24 protein-coding genes are annotated in these 24,242 nt (G+C 58.4%); 18 read left to right on the top strand and 6 right to left on the bottom strand.

The annotated features are described in order from the left end of the window. Position 1 precedes the first annotated feature (1 nt). From ACNFBR_RS10285 to ACNFBR_RS10245, 9 genes are all read left to right on the top strand, one after another. A complete protein-coding gene (locus tag ACNFBR_RS10285; protein ID WP_416734828.1) occupies positions 2-400 on the top strand; it encodes a DUF6950 family protein in 399 nt (132 codons plus the stop codon). Then, the gene (locus tag ACNFBR_RS10280; RefSeq protein ID WP_416734827.1) at positions 397-6,480 is read left to right on the top strand and encodes a phage tail tip fiber protein; all 6,084 of its coding nucleotides are present in this window, start codon (positions 397-399) and stop codon (positions 6,478-6,480) included. The genes ACNFBR_RS10285 and ACNFBR_RS10280 overlap by 4 nt, the downstream gene beginning before the upstream one ends. After that, a complete protein-coding gene (locus tag ACNFBR_RS10275) occupies positions 6,480-7,541 on the top strand; it encodes a hypothetical protein (RefSeq protein ID WP_416734826.1) in 1,062 nt (353 codons plus the stop codon). The genes ACNFBR_RS10280 and ACNFBR_RS10275 overlap by 1 nt, the downstream gene beginning before the upstream one ends. A gap of 9 nt (positions 7,542-7,550) precedes the next feature. Continuing rightward, the gene (locus tag ACNFBR_RS10270) at positions 7,551-8,075 is read left to right on the top strand and encodes a hypothetical protein (RefSeq protein WP_416734825.1); all 525 of its coding nucleotides are present in this window, start codon (positions 7,551-7,553) and stop codon (positions 8,073-8,075) included. After that, on the top strand, positions 8,075-8,680 hold the full coding sequence (locus ACNFBR_RS10265) for a tail fiber assembly protein (RefSeq protein ID WP_416734824.1): 606 nt from the start codon (positions 8,075-8,077) through the stop codon (positions 8,678-8,680). Before ACNFBR_RS10270 ends, ACNFBR_RS10265 begins: the two co-directional genes overlap by 1 nt. Positions 8,681-8,740: 60 nt before the next feature. Then, the gene (locus tag ACNFBR_RS10260; protein ID WP_416734823.1) at positions 8,741-8,971 is read left to right on the top strand and encodes a hypothetical protein; all 231 of its coding nucleotides are present in this window, start codon (positions 8,741-8,743) and stop codon (positions 8,969-8,971) included. 59 nt (positions 8,972-9,030) lie between these two features. Further along, complete coding sequence (locus tag ACNFBR_RS10255) at positions 9,031-9,477, top strand: structural protein P5 (protein WP_416734822.1); 447 nt, start codon at positions 9,031-9,033, stop codon at positions 9,475-9,477. Next, on the top strand, positions 9,474-9,857 hold the full coding sequence (locus tag ACNFBR_RS10250; protein ID WP_416734821.1) for a hypothetical protein: 384 nt from the start codon (positions 9,474-9,476) through the stop codon (positions 9,855-9,857). The genes ACNFBR_RS10255 and ACNFBR_RS10250 overlap by 4 nt, the downstream gene beginning before the upstream one ends. 729 nt (positions 9,858-10,586) lie before the next feature. Next, the gene (locus ACNFBR_RS10245; protein WP_069942555.1) at positions 10,587-10,811 is read left to right on the top strand and encodes a hypothetical protein; all 225 of its coding nucleotides are present in this window, start codon (positions 10,587-10,589) and stop codon (positions 10,809-10,811) included. A 62-nt stretch (positions 10,812-10,873) separates the two neighbouring features. On the opposite strand, the gene ACNFBR_RS10240 is transcribed toward ACNFBR_RS10245, so the two are convergent. Together ACNFBR_RS10240 and ACNFBR_RS10235 are read right to left on the bottom strand one after the other, a co-directional pair. Beyond that, positions 10,874-11,194 carry a hypothetical protein gene (locus ACNFBR_RS10240; protein ID WP_069942556.1) on the bottom strand — a complete coding sequence of 107 codons (321 nt, stop codon included), beginning with the start codon at positions 11,192-11,194 and terminating at the stop codon, positions 10,874-10,876. A gap of 28 nt (positions 11,195-11,222) precedes the next feature. Beyond that, complete coding sequence (locus ACNFBR_RS10235) at positions 11,223-11,942, bottom strand: SOS response-associated peptidase family protein (RefSeq protein ID WP_416734927.1); 720 nt, start codon at positions 11,940-11,942, stop codon at positions 11,223-11,225. Between the two features lie 102 nt (positions 11,943-12,044). Here ACNFBR_RS10235 and ACNFBR_RS10230 point away from each other — a divergent pair, with 102 nt between their 5' ends. The 5 genes from ACNFBR_RS10230 (at position 12,045) to ACNFBR_RS10210 (ending at position 16,240) form a co-directional block, all read left to right on the top strand. After that, a complete protein-coding gene (locus ACNFBR_RS10230; protein WP_416734820.1) occupies positions 12,045-12,473 on the top strand; it encodes a LexA family protein in 429 nt (142 codons plus the stop codon). Beyond that, the gene (locus tag ACNFBR_RS10225; protein ID WP_416734819.1) at positions 12,463-13,737 is read left to right on the top strand and encodes a Y-family DNA polymerase; all 1,275 of its coding nucleotides are present in this window, start codon (positions 12,463-12,465) and stop codon (positions 13,735-13,737) included. Before ACNFBR_RS10230 ends, ACNFBR_RS10225 begins: the two co-directional genes overlap by 11 nt. Beyond that, the gene (locus tag ACNFBR_RS10220) at positions 13,731-13,940 is read left to right on the top strand and encodes a hypothetical protein (protein ID WP_416734818.1); all 210 of its coding nucleotides are present in this window, start codon (positions 13,731-13,733) and stop codon (positions 13,938-13,940) included. The genes ACNFBR_RS10225 and ACNFBR_RS10220 overlap by 7 nt, the downstream gene beginning before the upstream one ends. Before the next feature lie 373 nt (positions 13,941-14,313). Beyond that, positions 14,314-15,327 (top strand): MerR family transcriptional regulator, encoded by a 1,014-nt coding sequence (locus ACNFBR_RS10215; RefSeq protein ID WP_416734817.1) that lies wholly within the window; start codon positions 14,314-14,316, stop codon positions 15,325-15,327. A gap of 58 nt (positions 15,328-15,385) precedes the next feature. Continuing rightward, on the top strand, positions 15,386-16,240 hold the full coding sequence (locus ACNFBR_RS10210) for a class I SAM-dependent methyltransferase (protein ID WP_416734816.1): 855 nt from the start codon (positions 15,386-15,388) through the stop codon (positions 16,238-16,240). A 313-nt stretch (positions 16,241-16,553) separates the two neighbouring features. Here ACNFBR_RS10210 and ACNFBR_RS10205 read toward each other — a convergent pair whose 3' ends face one another. From ACNFBR_RS10205 to ACNFBR_RS10195, 3 genes are all read right to left on the bottom strand, one after another. Continuing rightward, positions 16,554-16,853, bottom strand: a complete 300-nt coding sequence (locus ACNFBR_RS10205; RefSeq protein WP_416734815.1) for a hypothetical protein — start codon at positions 16,851-16,853, stop codon at positions 16,554-16,556. Between the two features lie 357 nt (positions 16,854-17,210). After that, a complete protein-coding gene (locus tag ACNFBR_RS10200; protein ID WP_416734814.1) occupies positions 17,211-17,828 on the bottom strand; it encodes a hypothetical protein in 618 nt (205 codons plus the stop codon). Between the two features lie 1,491 nt (positions 17,829-19,319). After that, positions 19,320-19,985: an SOS response-associated peptidase gene (locus ACNFBR_RS10195; protein WP_416734813.1), complete on the bottom strand. Its 666-nt coding sequence runs from the start codon at positions 19,983-19,985 to the stop codon at positions 19,320-19,322. A gap of 107 nt (positions 19,986-20,092) precedes the next feature. Between ACNFBR_RS10195 and ACNFBR_RS10190 the strand changes: the two genes are divergently transcribed. The 3 genes from ACNFBR_RS10190 to ACNFBR_RS10180 all read left to right on the top strand — a co-directional run bounded on the left by ACNFBR_RS10190 (position 20,093) and on the right by ACNFBR_RS10180 (position 21,682). Beyond that, positions 20,093-20,386: a hypothetical protein gene (locus ACNFBR_RS10190; protein ID WP_416734812.1), complete on the top strand. Its 294-nt coding sequence runs from the start codon at positions 20,093-20,095 to the stop codon at positions 20,384-20,386. 202 nt (positions 20,387-20,588) lie between these two features. Then, complete coding sequence (locus ACNFBR_RS10185) at positions 20,589-21,125, top strand: dihydrofolate reductase family protein (RefSeq protein WP_416734811.1); 537 nt, start codon at positions 20,589-20,591, stop codon at positions 21,123-21,125. Next, entirely contained in the window at positions 21,122-21,682 is a 561-nt protein-coding gene (locus tag ACNFBR_RS10180; RefSeq protein ID WP_416734810.1) for a TetR/AcrR family transcriptional regulator, read from the top strand. The genes ACNFBR_RS10185 and ACNFBR_RS10180 overlap by 4 nt, the downstream gene beginning before the upstream one ends. Positions 21,683-22,302: 620 nt before the next feature. Here ACNFBR_RS10180 and ACNFBR_RS10175 read toward each other — a convergent pair. Beyond that, complete coding sequence (locus ACNFBR_RS10175) at positions 22,303-23,220, bottom strand: LysR substrate-binding domain-containing protein (protein ID WP_416734809.1); 918 nt, start codon at positions 23,218-23,220, stop codon at positions 22,303-22,305. A gap of 135 nt (positions 23,221-23,355) precedes the next feature. Here ACNFBR_RS10175 and ACNFBR_RS10170 point away from each other — a divergent pair, with 135 nt between their 5' ends. Then, complete coding sequence (locus tag ACNFBR_RS10170) at positions 23,356-24,180, top strand: phytanoyl-CoA dioxygenase family protein (protein WP_416734808.1); 825 nt, start codon at positions 23,356-23,358, stop codon at positions 24,178-24,180. Positions 24,181-24,242 lie beyond the last annotated feature (62 nt).

The raw sequence follows: 24,242 nt of genomic DNA, 5'->3' as shown, positions 1-24,242 counted from the left end.
CATGCGAAAGCGCGATTGGACGACACAGCTTGCCAACACGATCAAGGCCGCCACCGAGCGGCCTTTTTCATGGGGCGAATTTGACTGCTGCCTGTTCGCCGCTGACTGCGCCCTGGCGGTGTGCGATGTCGATCCTGCCGAGACCTACCGAGGGCGGTACTCATCCGAAGCTGGCGCAAAACGCCTGCTGAAGAAGCTGCACGGCTCGCTTGAGGGGGCTTGGGATGCCTGCTTTGCCCGAATTCAGCCGGGCCTGATCCAGCGGGGCGACATTGCGCTGTACGACGGCCCCAATGGGCGTGGTGTGGCGGTGTTCTGGGCGGATGAGTTCTGGTCGGTGTCACCCGACGGGGTGTGCCGTATCGAGTGTGAGCCGTTGACGGTGTGGAGAGTTGAATGAGTTCAGCAGTCAGTAAGGTAGCCCGGATCGCGGTCGGTGCGGTTGTGGGTTTTGCCCAAACCGGTAGTCCATGGGGCGCGCTTGCCGGGGCAGCACTGGCATTCTATGTCTCGTCGCAGCAGGACAAGCTCGACACCGGGTCGCTGCGCTCGAGTGAACCCTCCAGCCAGACCCTGCGCTCGTCCAAGGCCGCTGCCCGTTACGTACTGGGCCGTGTCAGCACCGGCGGTGTTCTGGCCTGGGGGCAGGAGCAGGCTGGCGACCAGGCCGACGGCGAATGGCTGCACATGGTCTATGTGCTGTCGGAGGGAGAGATCGATGCCCTGGAGCAGATCTTCCTGGGCGAGGAAGTTGTCCAAACCTACGGCGAGCACGCCAGCTACGAGCTGGTCACCAATCCGACCCAGGTGAATGCCTTCCTCAAGGCCAACAGCCCGGACTGGCGCGACACCCAGATCGGCCGTGGCCTGTCCTTCGTGCGGCTGTCGTTCAGGTACAGCGCCGAGAAGTACCCTTCCGGCATTCCGGATGTGCGCTTCGTGCTGCGCGGGCGCCGGGACATCTACGATCCACGGACCGGCACTACCGGCTACAGCGAAAACACCGCGCTGCACATCCTCTGGTTCCTGCGCAATCGTTGCGGTGTGCCAGATGATGAAATCGTGTTTTCCAGCTTCGCCAACAGCGCGAGCGTGTGCGACGAAATGCTGGCCAACGCCGACGGCAGCACTTCGGCGCGGTATCGTTCGGGCTGTGTCATCGGCGCCGACGAGTCGCGCACCCAGGTGATGCAGAAGCTCGAGGCCGCGTGTGGCGGCAAGCTGATCCGTGTCGGCGGCCGCTGGATGCTGCAGGTGGGCGCCTACTATGGCCCATACGACTTCGAAATCACCGAGGACATGGTCGTCGGCACCGTCACCGGTAGCACCGAGCCGACCAATGACTCAGCGATCAACACCGTGCGCGGTACCTTCGTGGACCCGTCGCAGGCCTGGGCCGAGACCGACTACCCCGAGGTGTCGGTCAATCAGTGGGTGGTGGCCGATGGCGGCGAGGCGGCAGAGACCCTGTCCTTCTCCTACGTCAGCAACCCCTACCAGGCCCAGCGCCTGGCCAACATCGAACTGCGCCGGCGCCGTGCAGGCGGCACCTTGTCGATCCCCATGAACTTCATGGGCTACAACTGCCGGCCGGGCCGCTCGGTGAAGGTCAACCTGCCGTCGCTGAACATCGTCGGCGAATTTGTCGTCACCGACTGGTCGATGAGTCCCGACAGTGGCTGCAACGTGTCGGTGGCGCAGAACGAGCCGGCGATCTTTGATGACGCCGTCGGCCAGCCGTACAACCCGATTGGGTTCATCAGCATGCCAACCGGTGGCCTGGGCAGTCCTACCGGGCTCACCTGGTCGACTGAAGACAATGCTGAGGTGGTCCAGGGCACACTGGCGTGGGTCGCTCCCAACGGTGTTGTTACCGGTTATGCCATCACGGTGCGTCAGGGCACGGCCGCCGTGCAGGCGCAGCAGGTGCCGGCCACCACGCTCAAACTGCCGCTGTCTGGCCTGCCGTCCGGCAACTACACCATGAGCGTGGCTGCGCTTGGGCCGCTGACTCGCTCCGGCGAGGCCAGCATCAACGTGAGCATCGACGGGCCGCCGATCCCGGAGTCGTGCGTAGTCCAGGCAACTATCGACACCATCACGCTGATCCCGGGCAACACACTGCACGGCCTGAATGGTGGCATCTACGAGTTCTTCTTCTCGACCAACCCGCAGGCCACGCAGGGCGAGCTTTTGGGGCAAGGGCTGACATTCACCCACACAGGTCTTGCGTTCGCCACGAATTACGCCTACTTCGTGCGCTCGAAGAATGCCTATGGTGTGAGTGCCTTCTTGAAGGTGGTGGCTTCTACGTCGTCCGACATGACCAACATGCTTGGCGCGCTGAAGGACAAGATCGAAGCAGGACAGCTGGCACCCGTACTGCGCCAGGAGATTTCGCTGATCTCCGGTCCTCCGACTCAGGCCGGCTCGGTTGCCCAGAAAGTTGCGGCTGAGGCGGCTGCACGCGCCCAGGCGATTACAGGTGAGGCGACGGCTCGAAACCAAGCCATTGCCGCCGAAACCCAGGCGCGCACCAAGGCCATCAGTGACGAAGCCGCTGCCAGAGCGCAAGGCTTGCTGTCCGAAGCCCAGACGCGCGGGGCGGCGATCACCAGCGAGGCGCAGGCCCGCCAGTCAGCAGACGAGTCGCTGAGCCAGAAGATAGAAACCGTCACGGCTTCGGCAGGCAACAACGCGGCTGCGATCCAGGCGGAGGCCACCACCAGGGCCAATGCCGATTCGGCGCTGGGTCAGCGCATTGATACCGTGGCGGCGGGCACCGCCTCGAACGCCGCGGCGATCAGCAATGAGACCACGGCGCGAACCACTGCCGATGCGGCTATGGCTTCGCAGATTGCAAGCCTGCGCGCCGAGTCGGGCGGGTACGATCCGGCACTGAACTACGGTTTCGCTACGACAGTCGAGGGCTGGAGTGGCACGCGCTGTACGCTGGCTGTCGAGAACGGCAGGCTGATCGTGACCACCGACGGTACTGGTGCTGCATACCTCAACTCGCCGGTTGTTTCGCTCAAAGGCCGTGACCATGACCGCATCCGTTGCCGCATCACGCGGCGTGCGGGTTCGGGCTGGAATGGCCAGGTCACCTACGTCACCGCCAACCACGCTTCGTCTTCGTCGTACCGCAAGCTGATAGCCGACCCGGGGTTGGCGGTCGGGCAGACCATGGTCCTCGAGTGGGACATGTCGCAGCTGACCAATGGCGGTAGCGACTGGTCCGACAGCACGATCACCAGGTTCTACCTGTGGCTCAGCTCGGCGGCCGGTGATGTGTTCGAAATCGACTGGATCGCCGTCGGCCAGATCGCGCCGTCGGCGTCGGTGGCCTCGGTCGTGGACGAGCGCGCCGCCCGGATCAGTGGTGATGAGGCGAACGCCTCGGCCGTCACCGCGCTGGGCAGCAGCCTGACCACCACCAACCAGAATGTCACTGCTGCCCAACAGGCCGCCCAGGACGCGGCCACGCTGGCGGGCGGCAAAGGCAAGGTGCTGGTGCAGGCGACGGCGCCGGCCGTGGCTGACCGCCTGGCGCAAAACCTGTGGATCGACACCACCGGCAACGCGAACACCCCGAAACGGTGGAATGGCACTGCCTGGCTGGCTGTGACAGACAAGGTGGCCACGGATGCCGCCGCAGCTGCGCAGTCGGCACTGTCGCAGCTGGCCGGCAAGGCCGATGCATCCGCGCTGCAGGCGCTCAGCACCACGGTGACGAACCAGGGCAACACGCTGTCGAGCCAGGGCAGCAGCATCACCGAGCTCAACAACGGCTTGCAGACCACCAACGGCAACGTTGCCACGGCTCAGCAGGCCGCCCAGGCTGCGGCCAGCTTGGCCGGGAGCAAGGGTAAGGTGCTGTATCAGTCTTCGGCGCCGGCGGTGGGTGACCGGCAGGCCGAGAACCTGTGGATCGACACTACCGGTGCGGCGAATACGCCGAAGCGCTGGAACGGTACTGCCTGGGTGGCCGTCACCGACAAGGTGGCGACCGATGCTGCTGCGGCGGCGGCCAGCGCGCTGGCGCAGGTGGCGAACAAGGCCGATGCCTCGGCGCTTCAGGCGCTGAACTCGACCGTAACCAGTCAGGGCAATATGCTGACCAGCCAGGGTAATGCGCTCACCGGGCTGCAGGCCTCGGTCGGCGCCCTGGCCGGCAACGGGGCCAACCTGCTGAGCGATGAATACAGCTGGCTGACCTCGACCACGCTGCCTGCGCTGAACTCGTCCGTGAGCGTGACGCGGGTGGGCGTTGCGGTTCCAGAGGCTGATTCGGGCTTCGGCTTGCAGGTGGGTGGCTTTACGACGGCAGGGCATTACCTGATGCTCAGCCCGACCAACAACGCGGCCGGGTACAACGTTCGGATCGAGCCGGGGGTTTACCTGGTTTCCCTGTATGTCCGCGGTAGTGCAGCGGGCAGTATGCGAGCACGGCTCTTTGATGGCACCGGTCCGAGCTCGGCCAACGTACCGTACACCACGACCAGGACAAGGATCACCCTGCCGATCACGGTCACAGGCAGTACACGCGCCGCCATCACGCTCTACCTGAACCAGACCGTCGTCGCCGACCTGAGCTTGGTGATCGACTCGGTGATGATTGAGAAGCGGATCGGGGAGAGCAACACCCCGTCGCCGTTTGTGGCCGGGCCGTCGGCGCGTGCAACTGGCGCTCTGGCGGTGGCTAACCAGGCGCTAGACATCCGGGTGACGCAGACCGAGGCCGGGTTGTCCTCGACCAGTGCAGCCGTAACGAGCCTGGGCAACAGCCTGCAAACCACCAACGGCAACGTCACCACCGCCCAGCAGGCGGCGCAGGCGGCAGCTGACTTGGCGGGCAGCAAGGGCAAGGTGCTGTACCAGACCGCTACGCCGGCCGCTACTGATCGGCAAGCGGAAAACCTGTGGATCGACACCACAGGCGCAGCCAACACCCCGAAACGATGGAACGGATCAGCTTGGGTAGCGGTGACCGACAAGGTGGCCACCGACGCGGCCGCGGCTGCCCAGTCGGCGTTGACACAGCTGGCTTCCAAAGCGGATGCGTTAGCGCTGCAGACCCTGCAGTCGACAGTCACCGGGCAGGGCAACACGATCACCAGCCAAGGCAACTCGTTGACCCAGTTGAAGGCGTCCTTGAGCCAGCAGCCGGACAACCTGGTGCTTCGGGGCACGTTTGAAGATGGCTTGGTCGACCCATGGACGGGTAACCCAGGGATTGCCGGACTGACGGCGCACCCATCTGCCGGCAAGGCGATTGCGTTCTATGCCAACAGCTTCTGCGGCCCGGGGCGGTTCATTGTCTCGGGTGGTGAGCAGTTTGACCTGTCGGCGGACGTGTATCGCGCGTACATGACGGCAGGGCAAACCGGCAACTTCCAGCTGCAGTTCTTCGACAAGGCGGACACTAGCCTGGGCTACTTCAACGCCTTCACCTTCTCGGCGGGTGGGGGCTTTCAGACGTTCTCCGGGCGGCTGACTGCGCCGGCGGCGGCAGTGTCGGCGCGCTTTGTGACGCGGATACAGCCAGCAGACGGCACGGGGCGATCGCTGTGGTGCAACATCGTGGGGCGGCGGGTAACCGCTGCTGATGCGGCCAACGGCGAAGCGATCAGCACTCTGGGCACTACGGTTTCCCAGCAAGGCACGGCGCTCACCAGCCAAGGGCAATCACTGCTGAGCCTGACCAGCCGCATGACCGATGCCGAGGGCGTGAACAGTGCCCAGGCAACAGCCATCAGCCAGATGGACACCACGGTGAAGCAGCAGGGCACCGCGATCACTGCACAGGCCAGCCGCTTGGACGGGCTGTATGTCCAGGTGAACTCGGAAATGGAGGGTGACAGCACTGGCCTGGCTGGCGCTACGGGTGGCTTGGTGGGTGTCTGGACCGAGCAGTCGGCGCGGATCGAGGATGGGATCGCCTCGGGTAAGCGTATCGACACCGTTCAGTCTCAAATCGGCGGTGTAGAAGGTTCGGTGCAAGCTGTCAGTGCTTCAGTGCAGATGGTCAGTGATACGGTGGCCGGCGTGGATGGCCGGGTTTCAGCGATCTCGTCATGGAAGACCGAGACGAACAGCAAAGGCAAGAAGGTAGCCACGGGCATCGTCCAAGGAAGTGATGGGACTATTGGCGAGATTCTGCTGTCGGCGGACCGTGTGGCAATCATCAATGGGTTGGAGGGGCCAGAGGCAAGTCTGTTCGTCTTCCAGAACGGCCAGCTGTTCCTGAACTCGGCATTGATCAACCAAGCGTTCATCCAGAGCCTGGTCGTGGGCATGACGCTTCGATCTCAGGCCGTTAACGCCCAAGGTCAGCCGCTGATCGAGATCAACTTGGCCTCTGGTTCTTTCACCGTGCGTGGGCAGGATGCCAATGGATCGACCCTGCTCAACAATGGCGGCCTGTACGTCTACGACGCCAATGGCATCGAACGGACAGCAGTGGGGAGGCTTACCTGATGGCTGATCGGTACGGGCTTCGGACGCGAGATGCGTCCGGGGCCATCACGCTAGATACCAACATCACGTCAGTGCGATCACTGAAGATGATGCAGGTCACCGGAAATGGAGAGTTCGACCAGTACATTTCGATACCCGAAATCCAAGCGCAATCCTTTGTAGTCGTTGACACTCTACGAGATCAAGGCGAGTACACACATTCGCCGCAGGCTTGGTACTCGCCCGGTCAGTTGCATTTACGTCAACCAGGAAACCTGACCTGGCAAGTGATGATCTTGTCGCAGGGGGGCGAGCCCTTCGCTGCGCCTGGCAGCTACGGTATTCGTGCTTTGAATAATGATTTGCGAATGCAGATTGACTCCGTCAATCGGGCGCTGGCGGTTAGGTACAGCGGTGGTTTTCAAATCGGAGTCTATTGGCGACCTGGCATGCAAGCGCAACTGATTGAGTGGGGTGATGTTACGTTTCCTGCACCCATTACAACGTATGAGCGTCCGCTCATATTTCTTAATGCTGCTAACTACATGATGGTTGGTAATTTCTATGTGAAGGGGGTGCCCGGCAATTGGACCGGCTTCAGGCTTAAGTCCTACGCAAATAAGCCTGGTCACGGTAGTGCTGCTGATGACTACATGCAGATCAGCTGGTATTGCGCGAGTTACATGGCGCCAGGCATTCCTCCCGATGTATATGGGGCCTCAGTTCGTGATCCAAGTGGTGTCCGAACCTTTGTCACCACAGCCAACCTTGCATTGCTGAACGGTCAGCCAGCGTCCAATTCCTTTATCCAGGCAGGTGATCCGCTGACTGGCGGTGCGTGGTATGCGCCCAGCAACCAGATGCCTTGGACTGGAAGCTACCAGGACTATGTCCTCGCAAATGCACTGTTTTCCGTAACGAATATTGGGCAAACAAGTCAGCCGCTTCGCGCTAATTTTGGTGGTTTTTTGCCTGGTAATAGGTCGGTGTTGCAAATGTACTGTGACAACGGATCAGGAATTAATCCAGTTACTGCGAACGGCCGAACTCTGTTCGCCTCCAGGCCGATGAAGCCGCTTTAAGGACAAACTATGACTAAACAAGTAATCAACCTCGGCGCAGCGCCAAATGGCGTTGGTGGGGATGACCGCCGCAGCGCCTGGTTGAAAGCCATCGCCAACTTTGACGAGCTATACGGCTGGATTGCCAGCGGTTTTCAAAGGGGCAACATCCTCGGCGCGGTCAGCCAGGTTGGCGGTGTTCCCACCGGCGCGTTGCTGCAGCGTGGCTCTAATGCCAACGGCGATTTCGTCCGGTTGGCCGATGGCACTCAAATCTGTTTGGGGGTGATCACCCTGCCCAAGCAGGCGTTGGGTAGCCAATCCGCTGGGCGCTCTAATTTTCCGGCTGCGTTTGCAGCCGCCCCCAAGATTTTTGCCACCCCCCTGAGTTCCGTAGGCGCGAGCGGAGACCAGTCAGCGATCGGGCAGCAGGCCTATAACGGCGTGTGGTGGAGCGCCACAACAAACCAAGCAGGTGTGGACTCTTGGTCTTATCGTTCCGCGACCACCGCTGACATTCAGTACCAGTATCTTGCAATCGGAAGGTGGTTCTAATGCATATCAAGTTAAGCCCAGCGCTGCCGATTACCCCAGTCTCGCTGACGCTCTACAAGCAGGGCGACAGCCTGACCATCAACGGTCTGACCCTGGACTTTTCCCCGTTGCCTGACGGTGCTTCGCTGCCGGCCGAGGCGACTCGCTGCCCTTGGGTAATCGCACCTGTTGAGCGCGTGGGCGGCCAGCTGGTGGTGGTGCTGCAGCTGCCTGTCCCGATTGATGCCAGTCAGGAGGCGCGCTTTCCGCGTGACATTGTGTCGCCGGCTGACGGCCTAGTCGTTCTGCCGATTCCTGTTGCTGAGCAGCCGGCGCCGGCGCAAGGCTTTGCGGCTATTGACTGGGGCCGGTTGGTGACCCGCGAGGGCAAGGCCCTGGCCGCCGCCGAGCAATTGCGGGCGACTGCCTTCGCAGAGATTGCACAGCTTCGGGCGTCGGCTGACCTGGCTGTCGCGCCGCTGCAGGATGCAGTGGAGCTGAACGACGCCACGCCGGCCGAGGCCGAGGCCCTGAACGCCTGGAAGCGCTACCGCGTTGCGCTCAACCGCTTACCTGAACAGCCCGGTTTCCCCGAGACGATTGAATGGCCGGAACTGCCGGCCTGATTCGCTGCTACACCCCAACCAACCGCCACCCGGCGGTATTTTTTTGCCTGGAGAAAACTCATGCCATACGTCGCTATCAACCTCAGCAACGCCTACGACGCTGAGAACAACAGTCGCTTCGCCACCCAGGAGGAAGCGGACGCCCGCGCTCGCGCGATCCTGAACCAGTTCCCGGCAGCCCAGGTGTTCACTGCCCAGGTGCTGAAGGAGTACAGCGCCAAGGTCTCGATTACCGCAAAGGAGCCGGCGGAGCCCGTGGCCGAGCCGTCGCCTGAAGAGCCCGCCGCTTAATCCGCTGCAATCACCCCAAGCCCGCCCACTGCGGGCTTTTTTATGCCTGGAGAAAAGCTATGGCAACCCCACGCGGTGTACGCAACAACAACCCCGGCAACATCGATTTCAATCCACGGAACGCCTGGCAGGGCCAGCTGGGCATAGAGGAGGGCGTGGCCAAGCCGCGCTTCGCCCGGTTCGACCAGGCGGAGAACGGCATCCGGGCCCTGGGCAAGCTGTTGCTCAACTACCGGGGCAAGGACGGTATGCCCGGTGTCGGCCGGGCTGGCATTGACACCCCGCTGGAATTCATCAGCCGCTGGGCGCCCTCCAGTGAGAACAACACCTTGGCCTACGCCCAGGCCATTGCGAAGCGTCTCGGTGTAGGCGTCCGCGACTCTATCGACATCTCCAAGCCGCAGGTGCTGCGTGAGACGGTGGTGGGCATCATCGTGCACGAGAACGGCGGCAACCCCTATAAGTCCGAGGTGATCGACGAGGGTATCCGGCGGGCCTTGGCATGATGCCCTTTCTGGGTGATGGCAGCCGTCTGGGCGCCATACTGCTGGGCTCAGCGCTGCTGATAGGTGTGGGTGGTGTGGGCGGTGTCTGGCTGTCAGCCGGCCATTACCGACCGCAGTTGGATCAGGCCAACAAAGAGGCGACGACCTGTGTGGCTGCCCGGGACAACTTGAGCGGGCTGGCGGCAGAGCAGGGCAGGGCCATTGGTGACCTTGCCTTGGCGGCGAGCGCCCGACAGGCAGCCGCCGAGCAGGCAGTGAGCGAAGCCAAGGTCAGCGCGGATCTCGACTATGACGCGGCGAACCGGCTGCAGCAGGAGCGAACCGGCGGCGATCAGTGCGCAGCTGCCACCTCGATCATCGACAAGGAGCTTGGGCTATGATGTTGGTGGTTAACTCGGAAACCTGTAGGAGCGGGAAGGGTGCTTTGCGGGCCGCATGCCGCATAGCCTGCGGCTTTGTCTGTGGGAGCGGGGTCGTTCTGGCACTGGCCCTGCAGGGGTGTGCCGGGCCTGCGGAAACGCAGGTGCAGTACGTGCGCGTTGAGGTGCCAGTGCAGGTGCCTTGTAGGTCACCGGAGGTCTCGGTGCCGCCTTGGGCAGCTGCTGGCCTGAGGCAGACCGACAGCTTGGAGGTTAAGGTGAGGGCTTTGTTAGCTGAGCGACGGCAGCGGATTGGTTACGAAAAGCAGTTAGAGTCAGCAGCTGGCTCCTGCCGATGACGCTGCCGTACTGATGCCCTTCGTCGCAGCGTCAAATAATGCGGGGTAGCATCAATATAGACTCGATGGTGACTCCCTGTACTATCATAATGCAATCAAAAAACCGGCGAGGAATCATGATGAGTCTCCCTTCAATCGTCTCGGCTGCGGCTCCAGTAGTGGTAGCGGGAGCTAAAACGGCGTCCACCGTGGCACAATCGTTGCGCCATCCAGTCACAGCGGTCGTTGCGGTCACCGCGATTGCTGGCGTGACCCTGATTGCGTTGAAGAAAAAGAAATTCAGTTTTAGCGCTGGGCCCGTGAAGATCGAGGCATCAGACTAAGCGACACTGGTGCATAGTTGTTCATTCGCTAGGGTATATTTCGCTCATGAACGGCCCGGAGCAGTCAGGTGGACAAGCGCACCTTTATCGGAATGGTCGAGGCCGGCGAGCCGCTGATTCAGCAGGCCGTCGACGCTTTGCGTGAATACCACCAAGCTCAGGACCGTGACGCGCCGCCTGAAGAGGTCGAGCGCCTACGTCTGCTGGCCGAGTCGTTGTTTCAGGTGGTATCCGACTACCAGCTTCGGGTGATTGCCAAGGCGCGCGGTAAGGATCTGCCACCGCTCCACTGAGCTCATTCAGTTTTCAATCCGCGGAGAGGGCAATCTGGACGGCAGATTACCCTCCTGATGCTTTAAAGCTTGTACTGAATGGTGTAGGACTCGTCCACTCTTGGTTCAATCGTGATCGGAATGCCGAAGAGCTTCCCCCGACAATCGCTGACAACACAGCGGTACACTGCCCCATGCTGGAGTTGAGCCCATAAGCCTTCGTCATGTATCGCGATACCCAGCACTCGGTTGTTCGGATCCTCTCTGACTTGAGCAACGTGGTGGTCCAGATCGCACCCGAATTCAGGGGTTGTAAACTCTGGGTCGTAGCCGATCACCACTCCGTGCCTTTTCAGATCGTCCCTAATGCGCTCAATCACGTCGTCTGCTTCTTGTTTTAGCATGATCGTTATCTCGCGGTGCTTGTACTCATCAAAACTCTAGCTGACCCTGATGATTTTCGTCGCATATCGGCGTAATCAACGACTCACCCTCATTCCTGACATTTCCCACTGCCTTGCCGACTGGATACCACCGGAATTTCGCAGCCGGCGTGCTACCTTGCTCCACGATCACCGCAGCTCGCTCCGGTGATGTAGTTGGGTCGATCCATTCCCGGGCGAGCACAGGGGCCAGCACCAAGGGTTTCCTGTCGTGGATGTCGATCAGTCCCTGATCCGCTGCTGCGGTGATGATCACAAATCCATCGCGCTTGTCTGGCTCGGTGTTCTGGTGCACTTCTGCAAGTGCAGCGAAATAGAGTGGGGCACCGTCGGCGCTTGTGATGTAGTACGGCTGCTTCCGCTTCGGATCCGCTGGGTCGGGTATCCATTCAAACCATCCGTTCGCCGGCGCCAGGGCTCTGCCAACTGGCCACAGGTCTTTGAAGAATTTCCCCGCTACCACCGTTTCGGCCCGAGCATTGATGGGGTCAGGCCGCTTCCCCTTCGCCCAAAACGGCGACCATCCCCACTTGACCCGATCCACGCTCAACCCATCTTCTACCTGGCGAACGATTTCTACGCGAGTGGACGGCGCTACGTTGTATCGGTTGATCGGCTCGTGGTCGTAGCCTTTGATCACCACTATGTCCAGCGACAGCTGGCGCAGGTAGTGATCCATCGAATCGTAGATCGAGTACCGTCCGCACATTTCCCACCTCTCGTCCGTCAGAATTTTTACCGACCAGGATTGACCGGGCACCCGATGCCGGATCTACTGTATATGCATACAGTTTGCATTGGACCTTCTGTCATGACCATCACATTTTTGGGTACGCCAACCGGCGGCACCGAACCGCTGCCACTCTATTCGTTTCACGTTCCGGCCGGATTTCCCTCGCCTGCAGCGGACCATCTCGAAGGCCATATCTCCCTTGATGAGCTATTCGACCTCCGCGCACCCCATGTGTATCTGGTGAAAGTGGAGGGCGAGAGCATGCAAGGGGCAGGTATCTACTCGGGTGACATCGTCATCGTCGACCGCGGTCGTGAGGCGGAGCATGGGGACATTGTCATCGCTGCGGTCAATAGCGAGCCGGTCTGCAAGCGTCTGCATCGTCGCGATGGCGTGGTAATCCTGAAATCGGAAAATCCAGCGTACCCGCCACGGTACATCATGGAAGGCGACGAGCTCGTCGTCTGGGGCGTTGTGCGTTACAGCGTTCGCGACCATGCGCAGTGACCAGGTTTTCGCGCTGATCGACTGCAACTCGTTCTACGCGAGCTGCGAGCGCGTGTTCCGGCCCGACCTGGCCAAGACCCCGATCGTCGTGTTGAGTAACAACGATGGCTGCGTGATCGCCAGGTCATACGATGCGAAACGCTTTGTGAAGATGGGCGAGCCGTACTTCCAGGTGAAGGACAAGCTGCGCAGACACGGCATCAAGGCTTTCAGCAGCAACTATGCGCTCTACGGAGACATGAGCGAGCGCGTCATGACGCTTATCGAGTCGATGGTGCCTGCCGTCGAGGTGTACAGCATCGATGAGTGCTTTGCAGATCTGTCCGGCATTCAGGAAAACCTGACTCAGTTCGGGCGAAAAGCGCGATCAAGGATCTTTCAGTGCACCGGTGTTCCCGTGGGTGTTGGGATCGCCAGCACGAAGACGCTCGCCAAGCTAGCCAACCACACTGCCAAGCGGCTACAGGCGCAGACCGGCGGGGTGGTCGACATTACCGATCCGTTTAAGCGCGATTGGGTGCTGCGCAATACTGAAGTGAAAGAGGTCTGGGGCGTTGGCCGGCGGATGACTGCCCATCTCGAGTCGATGGGCATTCACACTGCGATGGACCTGGCCAAGGCTGATGCCTGGACGCTGCGACAGAAATTCAGTGTGGTGGTCGAGAAGACTGCTCGAGAACTGGCGGGCACGCCGTGCTTGGAGCTGGACGAGGCCGAGCCGGCGAAACAGGAGATCTGCTGCAGCCGGATGTTCGGCAAGCGCCTCACTGAGCTAGCGCCCATCAAGCAGGCGGTGGCCACGTATGTTGGCCGAGCTGCTGAAAAGCTTCGGGCCCAGGGCTCAGTTTGCAAGCGCATGCGCGTCAGCATCCGCACCGGGATGTTCAACCCGGATGAGGCACACCACGCACAGGGTGCGCTGGTGGAGCTGCCATATCCAACTTGCGACACACTACTGATGACCCGGTTGGCTACCGATGCGGTCGGGCGAATTTTCCGGCCCGGGTTTCGTTACAGCAAGGCCGAGGTGCTGCTGATGGACCTGCGGCAACCAGGTGAATTTTCAGAGGACTTGTTTGCACTCAAGCAATCGGTGGCATGTGACCGACTGATGCAGGTGATGGATGACATCAACGAGCGTTGGGGTAGGGGGACGATGCGAGCCGCCAGCGTGCCGGGGACACTGGACTGGGGAATGAGGAGGGAGATGATGAGCCAATCCTATACGACGCGGATCGATCAACTGTGGACGGTCAAATGTTGAGCCTGCCAGCGGCTTGGTTGGCCGAACTAAATGACCAGTCGGCGTTAGTGGCGGATCCTGATGGCCGAGCAGCGGTGCTTGCCGAGCTCGCGATATCTGCGCACCGGCGGCGCGATGTTGATACCGATCAGTTGTCTGACATGCTGGAGTTTACCGAGGCGGCCAGGCTGTGGGCGCTGGTTGAGGACGAAGAGGCAGCTTGAGCCGTTGATGAACCGGCGGCTCTGAGAAGTTAGCTGTCGGTGGTGAATGGCTGTTATCGACCTGCAGCAGACATCTGAGCATGCCCCTGAGAATCTTCCCTGAACCAGTATGTGACCTTCAGGCGCCCTTCGTAGAATCAGCAGTTTTTGGCGGCAGTCGACCGATGAACATCACCTTCCGCCGATCACGACCAATGACTCGTGCCAACTCTGCAATGACGCAGTACATAAAGATCAGGGTGGTCAACAGGATCTGAATCGCCCAGAAGCGTGGCCAGTTCATCGACGACCATAAAGAACGCTGGACTATGGGCTGCACGGTGCTCCATGGTTCGTATAATACGCCGCTCACATATTCGGGAAATTAGTGTAGATGGAAATACCAGCACTCTATCAGGTAGGGACTCTAGCGCGCCGCTGCAATGTAACCATTAGAACCCTCCATCACTATGATGCAATAGGTCTCATCAAGCCAGTAGCACGCACGAAGGCCGGGTATCGTCTCTACGCTGTGTCAGCAGTTGAGCAAATCAACGCAATCCAAACACTCCAAGAGACAGGACTATCGCTGGAGAGCATCAAACGTCTCCTGAGCACTGCTAGCCAGCAGAGCATAGAAGCCATTTCAGTCCAGCTCTCTCGGATTGATGAAGATATGGCGTTGATGAAACAACGTAGAGAGAAGCTGTCTGTTCTTGCCGCTGGGCTGACTGCGGGCATCGTTAACGATCGCTTGCCCTGGCCGAACGCCGTAACACTACTTGAACACTATCGCAAAGAGTTCACGGAAGCTGAGCTACTGAAAATTCTTGGCCGCTGGGCCCTTGCTCGAAACTTGTTCGAAGGCCTGATAGAAGAGCTACGGGTGGTAATGACGCAGGGTTTGGACTACCACAAGCCGAAAGTCCAGCGTTTGGCCGCACGCTGGATGGATGCAGCAATGCTATGGATGGATGGAGACATTGAGGTGGCAAGGCGCTGGAGCAATCTGCATGAAAAGGAACATCGTCAGCCTGACCACGTCGGACTGGACACTAACCTGCTTGCCTACATCACTCCAGCCATAGAGTTGCGCATGTATGCATTGCGACGCCATCTAACCGAAGAAGACATTCTTAGCCTGGATAAAAGACTCGCCAAGGAGTGGGGTCAATTCGGTCGCCGCGCCGACCAGTTGCGCAAGGCTGGGGATTCAGCAAGTCCGCTGGAAATTGACGGCCTCATAACGCAATACCACTCCCTTGTGAACAAGATGACTAGAGGCGATTACGCACTCGCCAGAAAGCTCCAGATGGCCTACCGCTGTGAGCCTATCTTGCAGATCGGGCATCCGGTCCCTGCACGCGTTCGTGAATGGCTTGGCAAGCTCCTTCAGAAATATGCTTGACCCTCACGCCAAGGGGAGGCTTTACAGTGCTCGCGAAACCACTCACCGGAGCACTACTGTGACCTCGAAGGATCTCCCCAACCGCCCCTCCTCAGCACTACGCGTGGCAATGGCGCGTGCCGTCCATCAATTACTGGACGACCCGGTCGTTTTTGACGATCCTTATGCGCTCGAGGTGTTGCCTTTACCCGTCCAAAGCATGCTGCAAAAAGATCCGTTTCAGTTCAATGAGCCCGTGATGCGTTCTTTGCGGGCAGCCGTTGTTGCACGTAGCCGCTATAGCGAGGACTTGCTATTGAACTCCAAGAATGTGGACCTTCAGCAATATGTGATTCTTGGGGCTGGACTCGACACCTATGCGCTACGTAACGAGCATGAGAGCCTGATCGTGTTCGAGGTAGACCTTCCCGCTACCCAAGAGCAAAAAAGAAAAGCAATAGGCGCATTAAGTTCGGGCGCCAACTCGATACGGTATGTTCCGTGTGACCTGCGAAAAGACTCATTGCTACCATGCCTGATTGAACACGGGCTGGAAGCGCAACAACCCGTCTTTGTTGCATGGCTTGGCGTGACCCCATATCTCAGTAGAGAACGGATCGTCGAAACGCTAGAGTCGTTGGCCTCCATGCCTGAGGGAAGCCAAATAGTTTTCGATTATCGGGTCTCGCCAGAGCTACTTCCTCCAATTGAACGAGCAATTGAAAGTCATGCTGCGAATCTGTTTGCTCAAATGGGAGAACCATGGCTCTCAAGTTTTGACCCAGGGGAAATGAGCTCTCTACTAAGCTCAGTCGGTTTCACCTTAAGGGAGAATATAGATTCTAGCGCAATCAATCACCGATATTTCGCACGCCGTAAAGACGGTCTACAGGCGACCGGGGCGGGTTTCCGTCTGCTTCACGCGGTGCGCTAACTACTCAGGTCTCAAACATTGAAGCATTACCGCTTCTCGGTAATGATGCCTTAAGACAACGGCTTTGCCTCACTTTCTTTATGCCAAGTGTGGACGGACCGTGGTCGGCAGAGCACCTGGGTGGGGCTGAAGTTGTCTAAAACTGCTCGAAAGCTCCTCGGCTTTACTGGGCCGAAATCGCTGAAACTGGCCGAACTGTATTAGACAGGGACGATGCACAGGCCGCTTGTGACGCGGCCTGACGCTCGAATCTCACACTACTGTTGCATTACTGGATGGACAGCAATGCTGAGTTGAGCTCCAGTCGCACCGGTCATTTAATCTCAAACATTTTGTAGGTCTTTAGACACGCATCACTTAAATATATAAGGGAGTCTAGATAATCAACCAAAACGTAAAGGTAGTTGGCATCTTGCTCGCTAAATTCTCGACCGGTTTTTGCTTTATTCGGTACATGGTCAAGCAGTATTTGTTGGGTTAGAACTTTCAGCTCTGTGCCCTCAAGGGCGCAGGTGAGCGCAATGGATAGCGCCTTTAATTCCGAGCCTGTCGCAGGTATGGTGGGGATAGCGTTGCGAAGGGTTGCGACTTTCTTGTCTTTTTCCGATGTCATATCATGGTCCTCTTGGTGGTTTTCAAAGCTCGGAGTGAAGTTTGTCTAAGTCAATGCGTTTGCTCTATTTTTTCAAATTAAGGATTCGCTTGACAACTAGTCTCCCACCGGCCTAGCTGGTCGAACTACGCGTTCAGAGTGGCCTGATAATCAAGCAGTACGCCACCTTGGACTGTGAGGTGGCCCTCTCCGCAACCGCTTTCATTAGGCGGGTAATGGCGAGCTTTAAGCATGCTGGATTTCTCGAGGCTGTTCGGCTGTGGGCGATTTAGCATCTAAGCCTAGTCCGATGCTGAATTGATAGTGTATGTAGGGGCAGCAACGGTCAGGGTATCTATGATTTTTCGATACCCTTGGTCATTTCCTCTCCGGTTTATCGGAATCATAAAAAGCCCCTGTTGCAGCCCAGCCAGCGGTATACAATATATCGCGATCTTTTTTTGCTACAGGCTTCGTGTGCTCATCAAGCGTGACATCATCGCGGCGAATTTTAGTAGGTTTAAAACTGCTTTCGGATTTATTCGCAAAGCTGGCAGGCCTTCTATCGTTGGCTTTGCCTGTCTGCTTTTTCAGCAGGGGAGACGCAACGTCCGGGTATAATTCTAACACGAGTTTCATTTGCTCTGAGGAATCATAAATACGTGTTGCCTCTGTGCTAGTTATTTTACCCAATGTGTACTGCGTTGCGGCGTCGATACAATCCAAATGGTAGAGGAGTGACGCGATTTCCTTGTGCTGTTGGTACCCGGCTTGCTCCGATAGCAAAATATTTGAATATATCTCATTTATTTTTGGCCATTTTATTTTTGGCCAGTCACGATATGCGGTGTATCGAAGGCTGCGAATGAAAAACTCTGCGCTCCGTGGTAGCGGGTTTTTCAGATCCAGTCTCACAATTGTGTCAATAACAGCTGTTTTAGGCGCTGATTTTTTATTTCGCTTTGCCTTTTCTGACTTTGACTTCGCTTCGCTCATTTATAGCCAATCCATGCCGTTGATCTGAAGATAATGGCACACAGCCTGCATCCTTGCGAATCCCACATCTGTGTTAGCGCTCAACTACCATTTCACAGGGATGGAGAGTGGCCGTTTTGTGTCGTAAGCGGACGGTCAATGGCAGCTACTCCAGCGATAACAGACCTGTTCCCCAGTGATGTGGGATCGAGGGACGAGGGTGTTTGACCCATTGATTCAACCCGTTGTCACCGCCAAAACGAAATGGAACTGGCTGCGCAAAACCCCGGCTGCAGCCCGCGTATTTTCGTTTGCAAAATGCTCGAATACCTTCTTTTTTGGCGGCCGAAAAGATGGTGTATTTTCAATTAAATCATAGTCTTACATTCCCTTGAGACACTGCATGGGGTGCAAGGGGTCGAGTGTTCGAATCACTCCGTCCCGACCAAATAATCCCAATGGGAAAGGCCAATGTTCAGAACATTGGCCTTTTTCATTTGCGTGACTTTTGCGTGACTTCTCTCTTTTTCATGCCTTCCTCCTGGTCAGCATCGTGAGCACCGGCCCACGCGAGGCCACCGCCGAATACATCGGGGGTGAGGTGCCGCGCCGCCACCGCAGAAGAAGTCCATCACGATTTCGTCGTCTTGTGGGTCGCAGCCGAGCCGTATTGAGTTTTGAGGTCGAGGAGGGGCGTTTTCCGAAACGCTGGCATGGGCGTTCCTCGCCTGTGAGGCGTTATCGTTGAGTAGGGGTGATATGCTTCGCCGCTTGCCAAACAGGGAGAGCGGTAGTGCGAGTTAGCGAGAGACTTCGGGCCTTCCAGGCGTGGTTCAATCCGAAGCGCAGGAGGCGCGCAGGAGTTGCATTAATCGTCCTTGGCCTGGTGGGGATGGTTAGCAACCCGGAAAGCCGATGGAGTTTGGTCTTTGGGACCGGAATCTATTGGTTCTTCACTGCCTGGCCGTCCGGTCTTCGTCACAAGTGATAAGGCACTGGCTGGCGGCTGATGGTCAGCCGGCTTTGCACGCGCTGAGTACACGGTGGCGAGCTCGACCCGGCAGCCACCCGTGCCCTCGGATAGCTGGGCCGCTTTGCGAAGCGTTCTACACATGTCTGAGCAAGGAGCAAAGTTCGTCTACTTTAAATTAGTGATCAACCAACTAGCCCCACTCCAGGTAACACCAATAATACAAAGCCCAAGTAGGCACATGGAGATTCTCTTTGCCAGATCTTCATCTTTAAAAAAGATAGCTGCTACGCAGCAGACACCTATGACGGTGAAAATTAGAATACCGATCACCAATACTGCCCAGACCATGACTGCTCCTGTGTTGTCATTATTTAAATTCCTTCCTTGCTGGCTTCCCAGATGACTCGGAGGCTCGTCCCCCTAGGGGCGGGTAGTGTACGTAGATGATTAGGAATTGTCCCTCTTCGCTGAGTCTCTCTTCCAGGCTGTTTCCGATTATCAGCTTTGCGCCAAGGCGCGTGGCAGTGGCTGCCGCTACTTCACTGAATCGGCCTAATCAACTCGGCCCCCTGGTTGCGTACATTACCGACTGAAGTGCTAACCCGATACCACTCAAAAGCTTCGGCCGGCTCTCCCAGGTTCAGCGCGAGTTGCTCTGCATGCGCACTCGGCATTCCTGCTGCCATCCACTCGTATGCCAATTTCGGTGAAAACACGACAGGCCGGCGGTCGTGCACGTCTACCATTCCTCCCTGGGCGTCGGCGGTGATGATCACGAAGCCGTCGTCCTCGTTGCCAGCAAACTGGCCGATGGACGCGCAAAGGGCAGGGCGCCCGTCATGTCGATGGATGTAGTACGGCTGCTTCTTCGGTCCGCCTTCATCCACCCACTCAAACCAACCGTCAACTGGCGTGATTGCTCGGTGTGGCCAAATCGCACGGAAGAACGCGCCATGCGCCACCTTTTCGACTCGGGCGTTGATTGGCGCCGCACGGTCAGTCGCCCAGTGCGGCCGCCATCCCCACCTCACCAGGTCAGCGCGCGGGCCTGCGTCATCGACCCGTATCACAGCCACCGGCGTGGTCGGCGCGACGTTGTACCGTCCGAGCGCCTGGTCGCCGACGTTGTTGCGCCAGGCCTCTGGCATGCTCAGGGTCTCAACGAAGTCATGGATCCCGCGGTACTGGCTCAGCCTTCCGCACATTTCCCATTCCTTCCACTGGAACCCTAAGGATAGCCAGCCGGGCGGTACTGGTCGGTGTGTTCGCTTTAATGGTCAAATACTGTATTCATATACAGTATTGGTGCGCTATGTACTTCCTCCTTGTTCGACGCCGCGAGCATGGTGTCGCCATACCCTCCGGACATCTGCGGAAGATCCAGCCCCTGCGTGCGGATGTGCACATCGGTGATCATCACAGCGAGCCGCTGGGGCGGGTGTCGACTCAGGCGTGGGTGTTCAATCCTACGCCTGGGCCCGACATTATCCCTCGGCTGCATGACGCCAAGGTCAACGGCATGGCCCAGCTCGGCATCAACATCAACGGGGTGGAAGAGGTCGACGGCGTGCTGTACGCGCAGTCGTGGTGGTGCAGGGCTGAATGATGGCCGGTATGCCACAGGCCAGGCTGTGGGCGCTGGATGGCGAGCCCTGAGGTCGATTTCTTCCGCTATTGCTGCAGTACTGGAAAGCGACGAAGGCTGCGGGATGTGGGGTAAAAATCAGCTGATTGTCCATCACCTAATTGCGCCATCCGCTTCTCGCAGATAAAGTATACGGCGTATATTTAAGGTAAGGAACCAGCCTATGACGACCGGCCATGCCTTCATCGCAACCAGCCTGGATGGCTTCATCGCCCGGCTCGACGGCGATGTGAACTGGTTGATGGAACGTGACGACCCTTCCGAAGATCATGGTTACGGAGATTTCATCGCCGATATAGACCTGATCGTGATGGGCCGCGGAACTTACGAAAAGGTGTTGGAGCTGGGGCCTTGGCCCTATGATCGCCCCGTACTGGTGATGTCTGCCAAACTCAGCGAGGAGCCTGTGCCCGCCGCGCTAGTGGGCAAGGTCAACTTCACTAGCAAACAGCCTATGGAGCTTATGTCGGAGTTGGCATCGAAAGGTGTACACCGCGTCTATGTAGACGGAGGGAGGGTAGTGCAAGCCTTCTTGCGCGAAGGACTGATCCGCGACCTTGTTATTACCGTGGTCCCAGTCTTGCTGGGCCAGGGGAGACCGCTATTTGGTGAAATGGAGGCTGATGTCGACTTGAAGCTTGTTAGCAGCCGAAGTTTTCCTTCCGGATTGGTACAGTCCAACTACAAGGTGATCGGATGAGCCGAACACGTGGCAGGCCTGTTCAAGGGCATGAGCTTACAAGGGCCGACATCATCACTGCTGCACTACAGTTGATGCACGAGTGCGGAGAAGTGGGCTTGACTATGCGCGCACTCTCCGCCCGGCTCGGGGTCAGCCCAATGGCACTCTATCGTCATGTGGAGGACAAGGCCGGGCTTATCCGCGCGCTTTCGGACCATGTCTATGCAGGTGTACTGCAGGATGTTCCGCGTCAAGCAAACGCGGTCTTGATGATCCGCACGATGTTATCCCGGTACCACGACGCAGTCTGCAAGCACCCTCAACTAACGTTGGCAATTTTTGCGAACCCGGAAGCATTTGCTGGCGTGACGGCTCAGCTCACCGAGCAGCTGGGTACATGTTTGGAACAGGTCGCCACCCATCCGTTGCTTTGGCGTGATGTTCTGGTCGACCATGCGCATGGCAGTGCCCTCGCGCTTGTTTCGTCACCGGGGGAGCAATCACACACGCAGGCGCTGAGGTTGCATTACCAGCAAGCACTTGAGTTACTCCTTGAGTCCATTGGTCGCGCTTAAAGCCTTGTCTCTTCCTGGTAGCCTGCAGCTTTTGAGGCGATATATGGGTTGTGCAGGTGAAGAGGGATGGCGCGCATTTCATGCTTCTTCGGCAGCGGTGAGTTTGGCTGTGCTAGATTCCCGCCATCAACAAGGAGGGGTCTTATGCGAAACTTGATCTGTGCCGTGGGGCTCGCGTTGCTGGCGGGTTGTTCCACGTCACCTGTAACGGAACAAACAGCAAAACAAGTGCCTTCCAGTCGGATCTATCAACCTTCAATGATAGCGGCTCAGCAGGCTCGTGACCCTGGCACGTCGACGGTTGTCTTCCTTCGGGACTCGGGCATCTTCGGCTCAGGTTGCAGTCACGACATGTACGTGAACAATGTGAAAGTGTTCTCGATCCGTCAAGGCGAGTATATCCGGGTTACGCTGGCGCCAGGCCCGTACTTCTTCAGGCTCGAAACAGGAGGTATGTGCCCCAACATTGCCACCTCTCAGAATACTGAGCTCAAAGCGGGGACAGAAGAGGCCTACCGCATACTGCTCCCGTCCGATGGTAGCCTGCGTCTGACTCGAGTCAGATGAATACCGAGCAGTCGGTCGGTACGTTGTCATCCCGTATTAGGGTCGAGCAGTCCTCAGCGGTTCCAATCCCCTGAACGGGGCTGCTCCCGGGCAACCCAACCCTTGAACGCCTCCGCTACCGGGGAAGGGTGCATCGCGCCTGACTGGGCCAGCACCACTTTTTGCGGTGATACCTCTTCCACTAATGGCCGGCACAACAGCGGGGTACCGTCATAGCAGTGGTCCCCGGCGGGCCGGGTGCACGACAAGGCAACCCCATAGCCATGCGCGACCAGGCCCCGTTGCATCTCGAAAGTCTGGGTATATTGCTGCGTGCGCGGTTGCAAGTTATGCGCCCAAAACAATGAAAGAAAGTATTCGCGTGTCTGCGCAATGTCTTCAAGAATCAAGCATTCCTGCGCCAGTTCATGCAAGGGTATCGCTGCCAGGTGGGCGAGCCGATGGTCAGTGGCGATGAGCGCATAGGGTTTCAATTCGGCCAACACCTGGCGCGGCAGCGAGGGATCGAGGCCGATGTCATAGGTCAGCGCAAGCTCGGCTTTACCGGCGCTCAGGTGGCGGTGCACACCGGCCAGGTCGGTCTCGAACAGCGTGACCTCGACATCGGGAAACTGCTTGCGAAAGCTCGATAGCAGCCGTGGCGCGTAATAAGGCCCCAAGTCTTGAAAGCAAATGAGCGACAAGTTGCCGCGCAGCGAGCCTTGCGCCGTATCGGCGTTCTGATTCATGGCGATGGCCATGCCAATGATTTCGCGTGCCTGGGCGAGCAAACGGGTACCCGCTGACGTCAGCTCCAGCCCACGGCTGACCTGGCGCCGAAACAGCCGCTCATTCAACGCCTCTTCAAGCTGAGCGATCGCGACCGATACCGAGGGCTGGGAAACGTGGCGGGCTCTCGCAGCCGCGCTGATGCTGCCATGTTCGGCCACCGCCACGAAGTACTCGAGCTGCCTGAAGGAGAACCCTATCATTTTTTCCTATACTCAAAATTAGGAAATATATTCTTTTCCTATTGGTGCCGAAAAGCAATACTCGTTGCGCACCTTGCTTATTCCTCCTGAAAACTTGTGTGCGCCTGCCCCAATAAAAAGACTAAAGGGTGCTTTATGAATCAGTCCGCAGAATTTCAATTGAGCCATGAAACCATCGAGGCTTTTCAGCGTGATGGTGCTGTTTGCGTACGTAACTTGTTTACCCCGGAAGAAGTTGCACTGCTCGAATCCGGTATCGAACAAAACTTGAAAACACCCAGCGAGCGCGCCAAAGTGGCGAGTCGCCCTGACGACCCAGGTTGGTTCTTCGAAGACTTCTGTAATTGGGGCGATATCGCCGCCTATCGCCAGTTCATCTTCGAGAGCCGGGTGGGTGGCGTTGCAGCGCAACTCATGAACAGCGAGACAGCCCGGCTTTATCACGATCACCTGCTGGTCAAGGAACCTAACACGCGCCAGCGAACGCCCTGGCATCAGGACCAGCCCTACTACAACATCGATGGGCGCCAGAACTGCAGCATGTGGATGCCAATCGACCCCGTTGCGAGGGAGTCCACCCTTGAATTCGTCGGGGGCTCGCACCTGGGGCCGTGGCTGATGCCGCGCAGCTTTCTCGACAGCCAGGCGCAATGGTTCCCGGAAGGCAGCCTGGCAGACTTGCCGGATATCGAAGCCGATCGCAGCGCCTGGAACATTCTCGGCTGGGAACTCTCCCCAGGCGATGCGGTGTTCTTTCACATGCTGACCTTGCATGCCTCTGGAGGTGTCGGGGGTAATCGTCGGCGTCGTGCCTTCTCGGTGCGTTTCCTGGGTGACGACATTACTCACGCACCGCGCCAGTGGAAAACGTCGCCACAGTTCCCCGGGCTCGAAACGCAGCTGGCCAGCGGGGCCAAGATGAACCATGAACTGTTCCCGGTGCTGTGGCCACGGGCTTGATGATTGGAATAATGCGTGCCTGATAAAACCGCGCAACCTGTGCGTTGTGCGGACCTGATAAT

It is taken from the genome of Pseudomonas sp. NY11955, assembly GCF_048068035.1.
Lineage (GTDB): Bacteria > Pseudomonadota > Gammaproteobacteria > Pseudomonadales > Pseudomonadaceae > Aquipseudomonas.
Note: the sequence above shows the minus strand (reverse complement) of the source record. Positions and strands in the feature narration are given on the sequence as shown.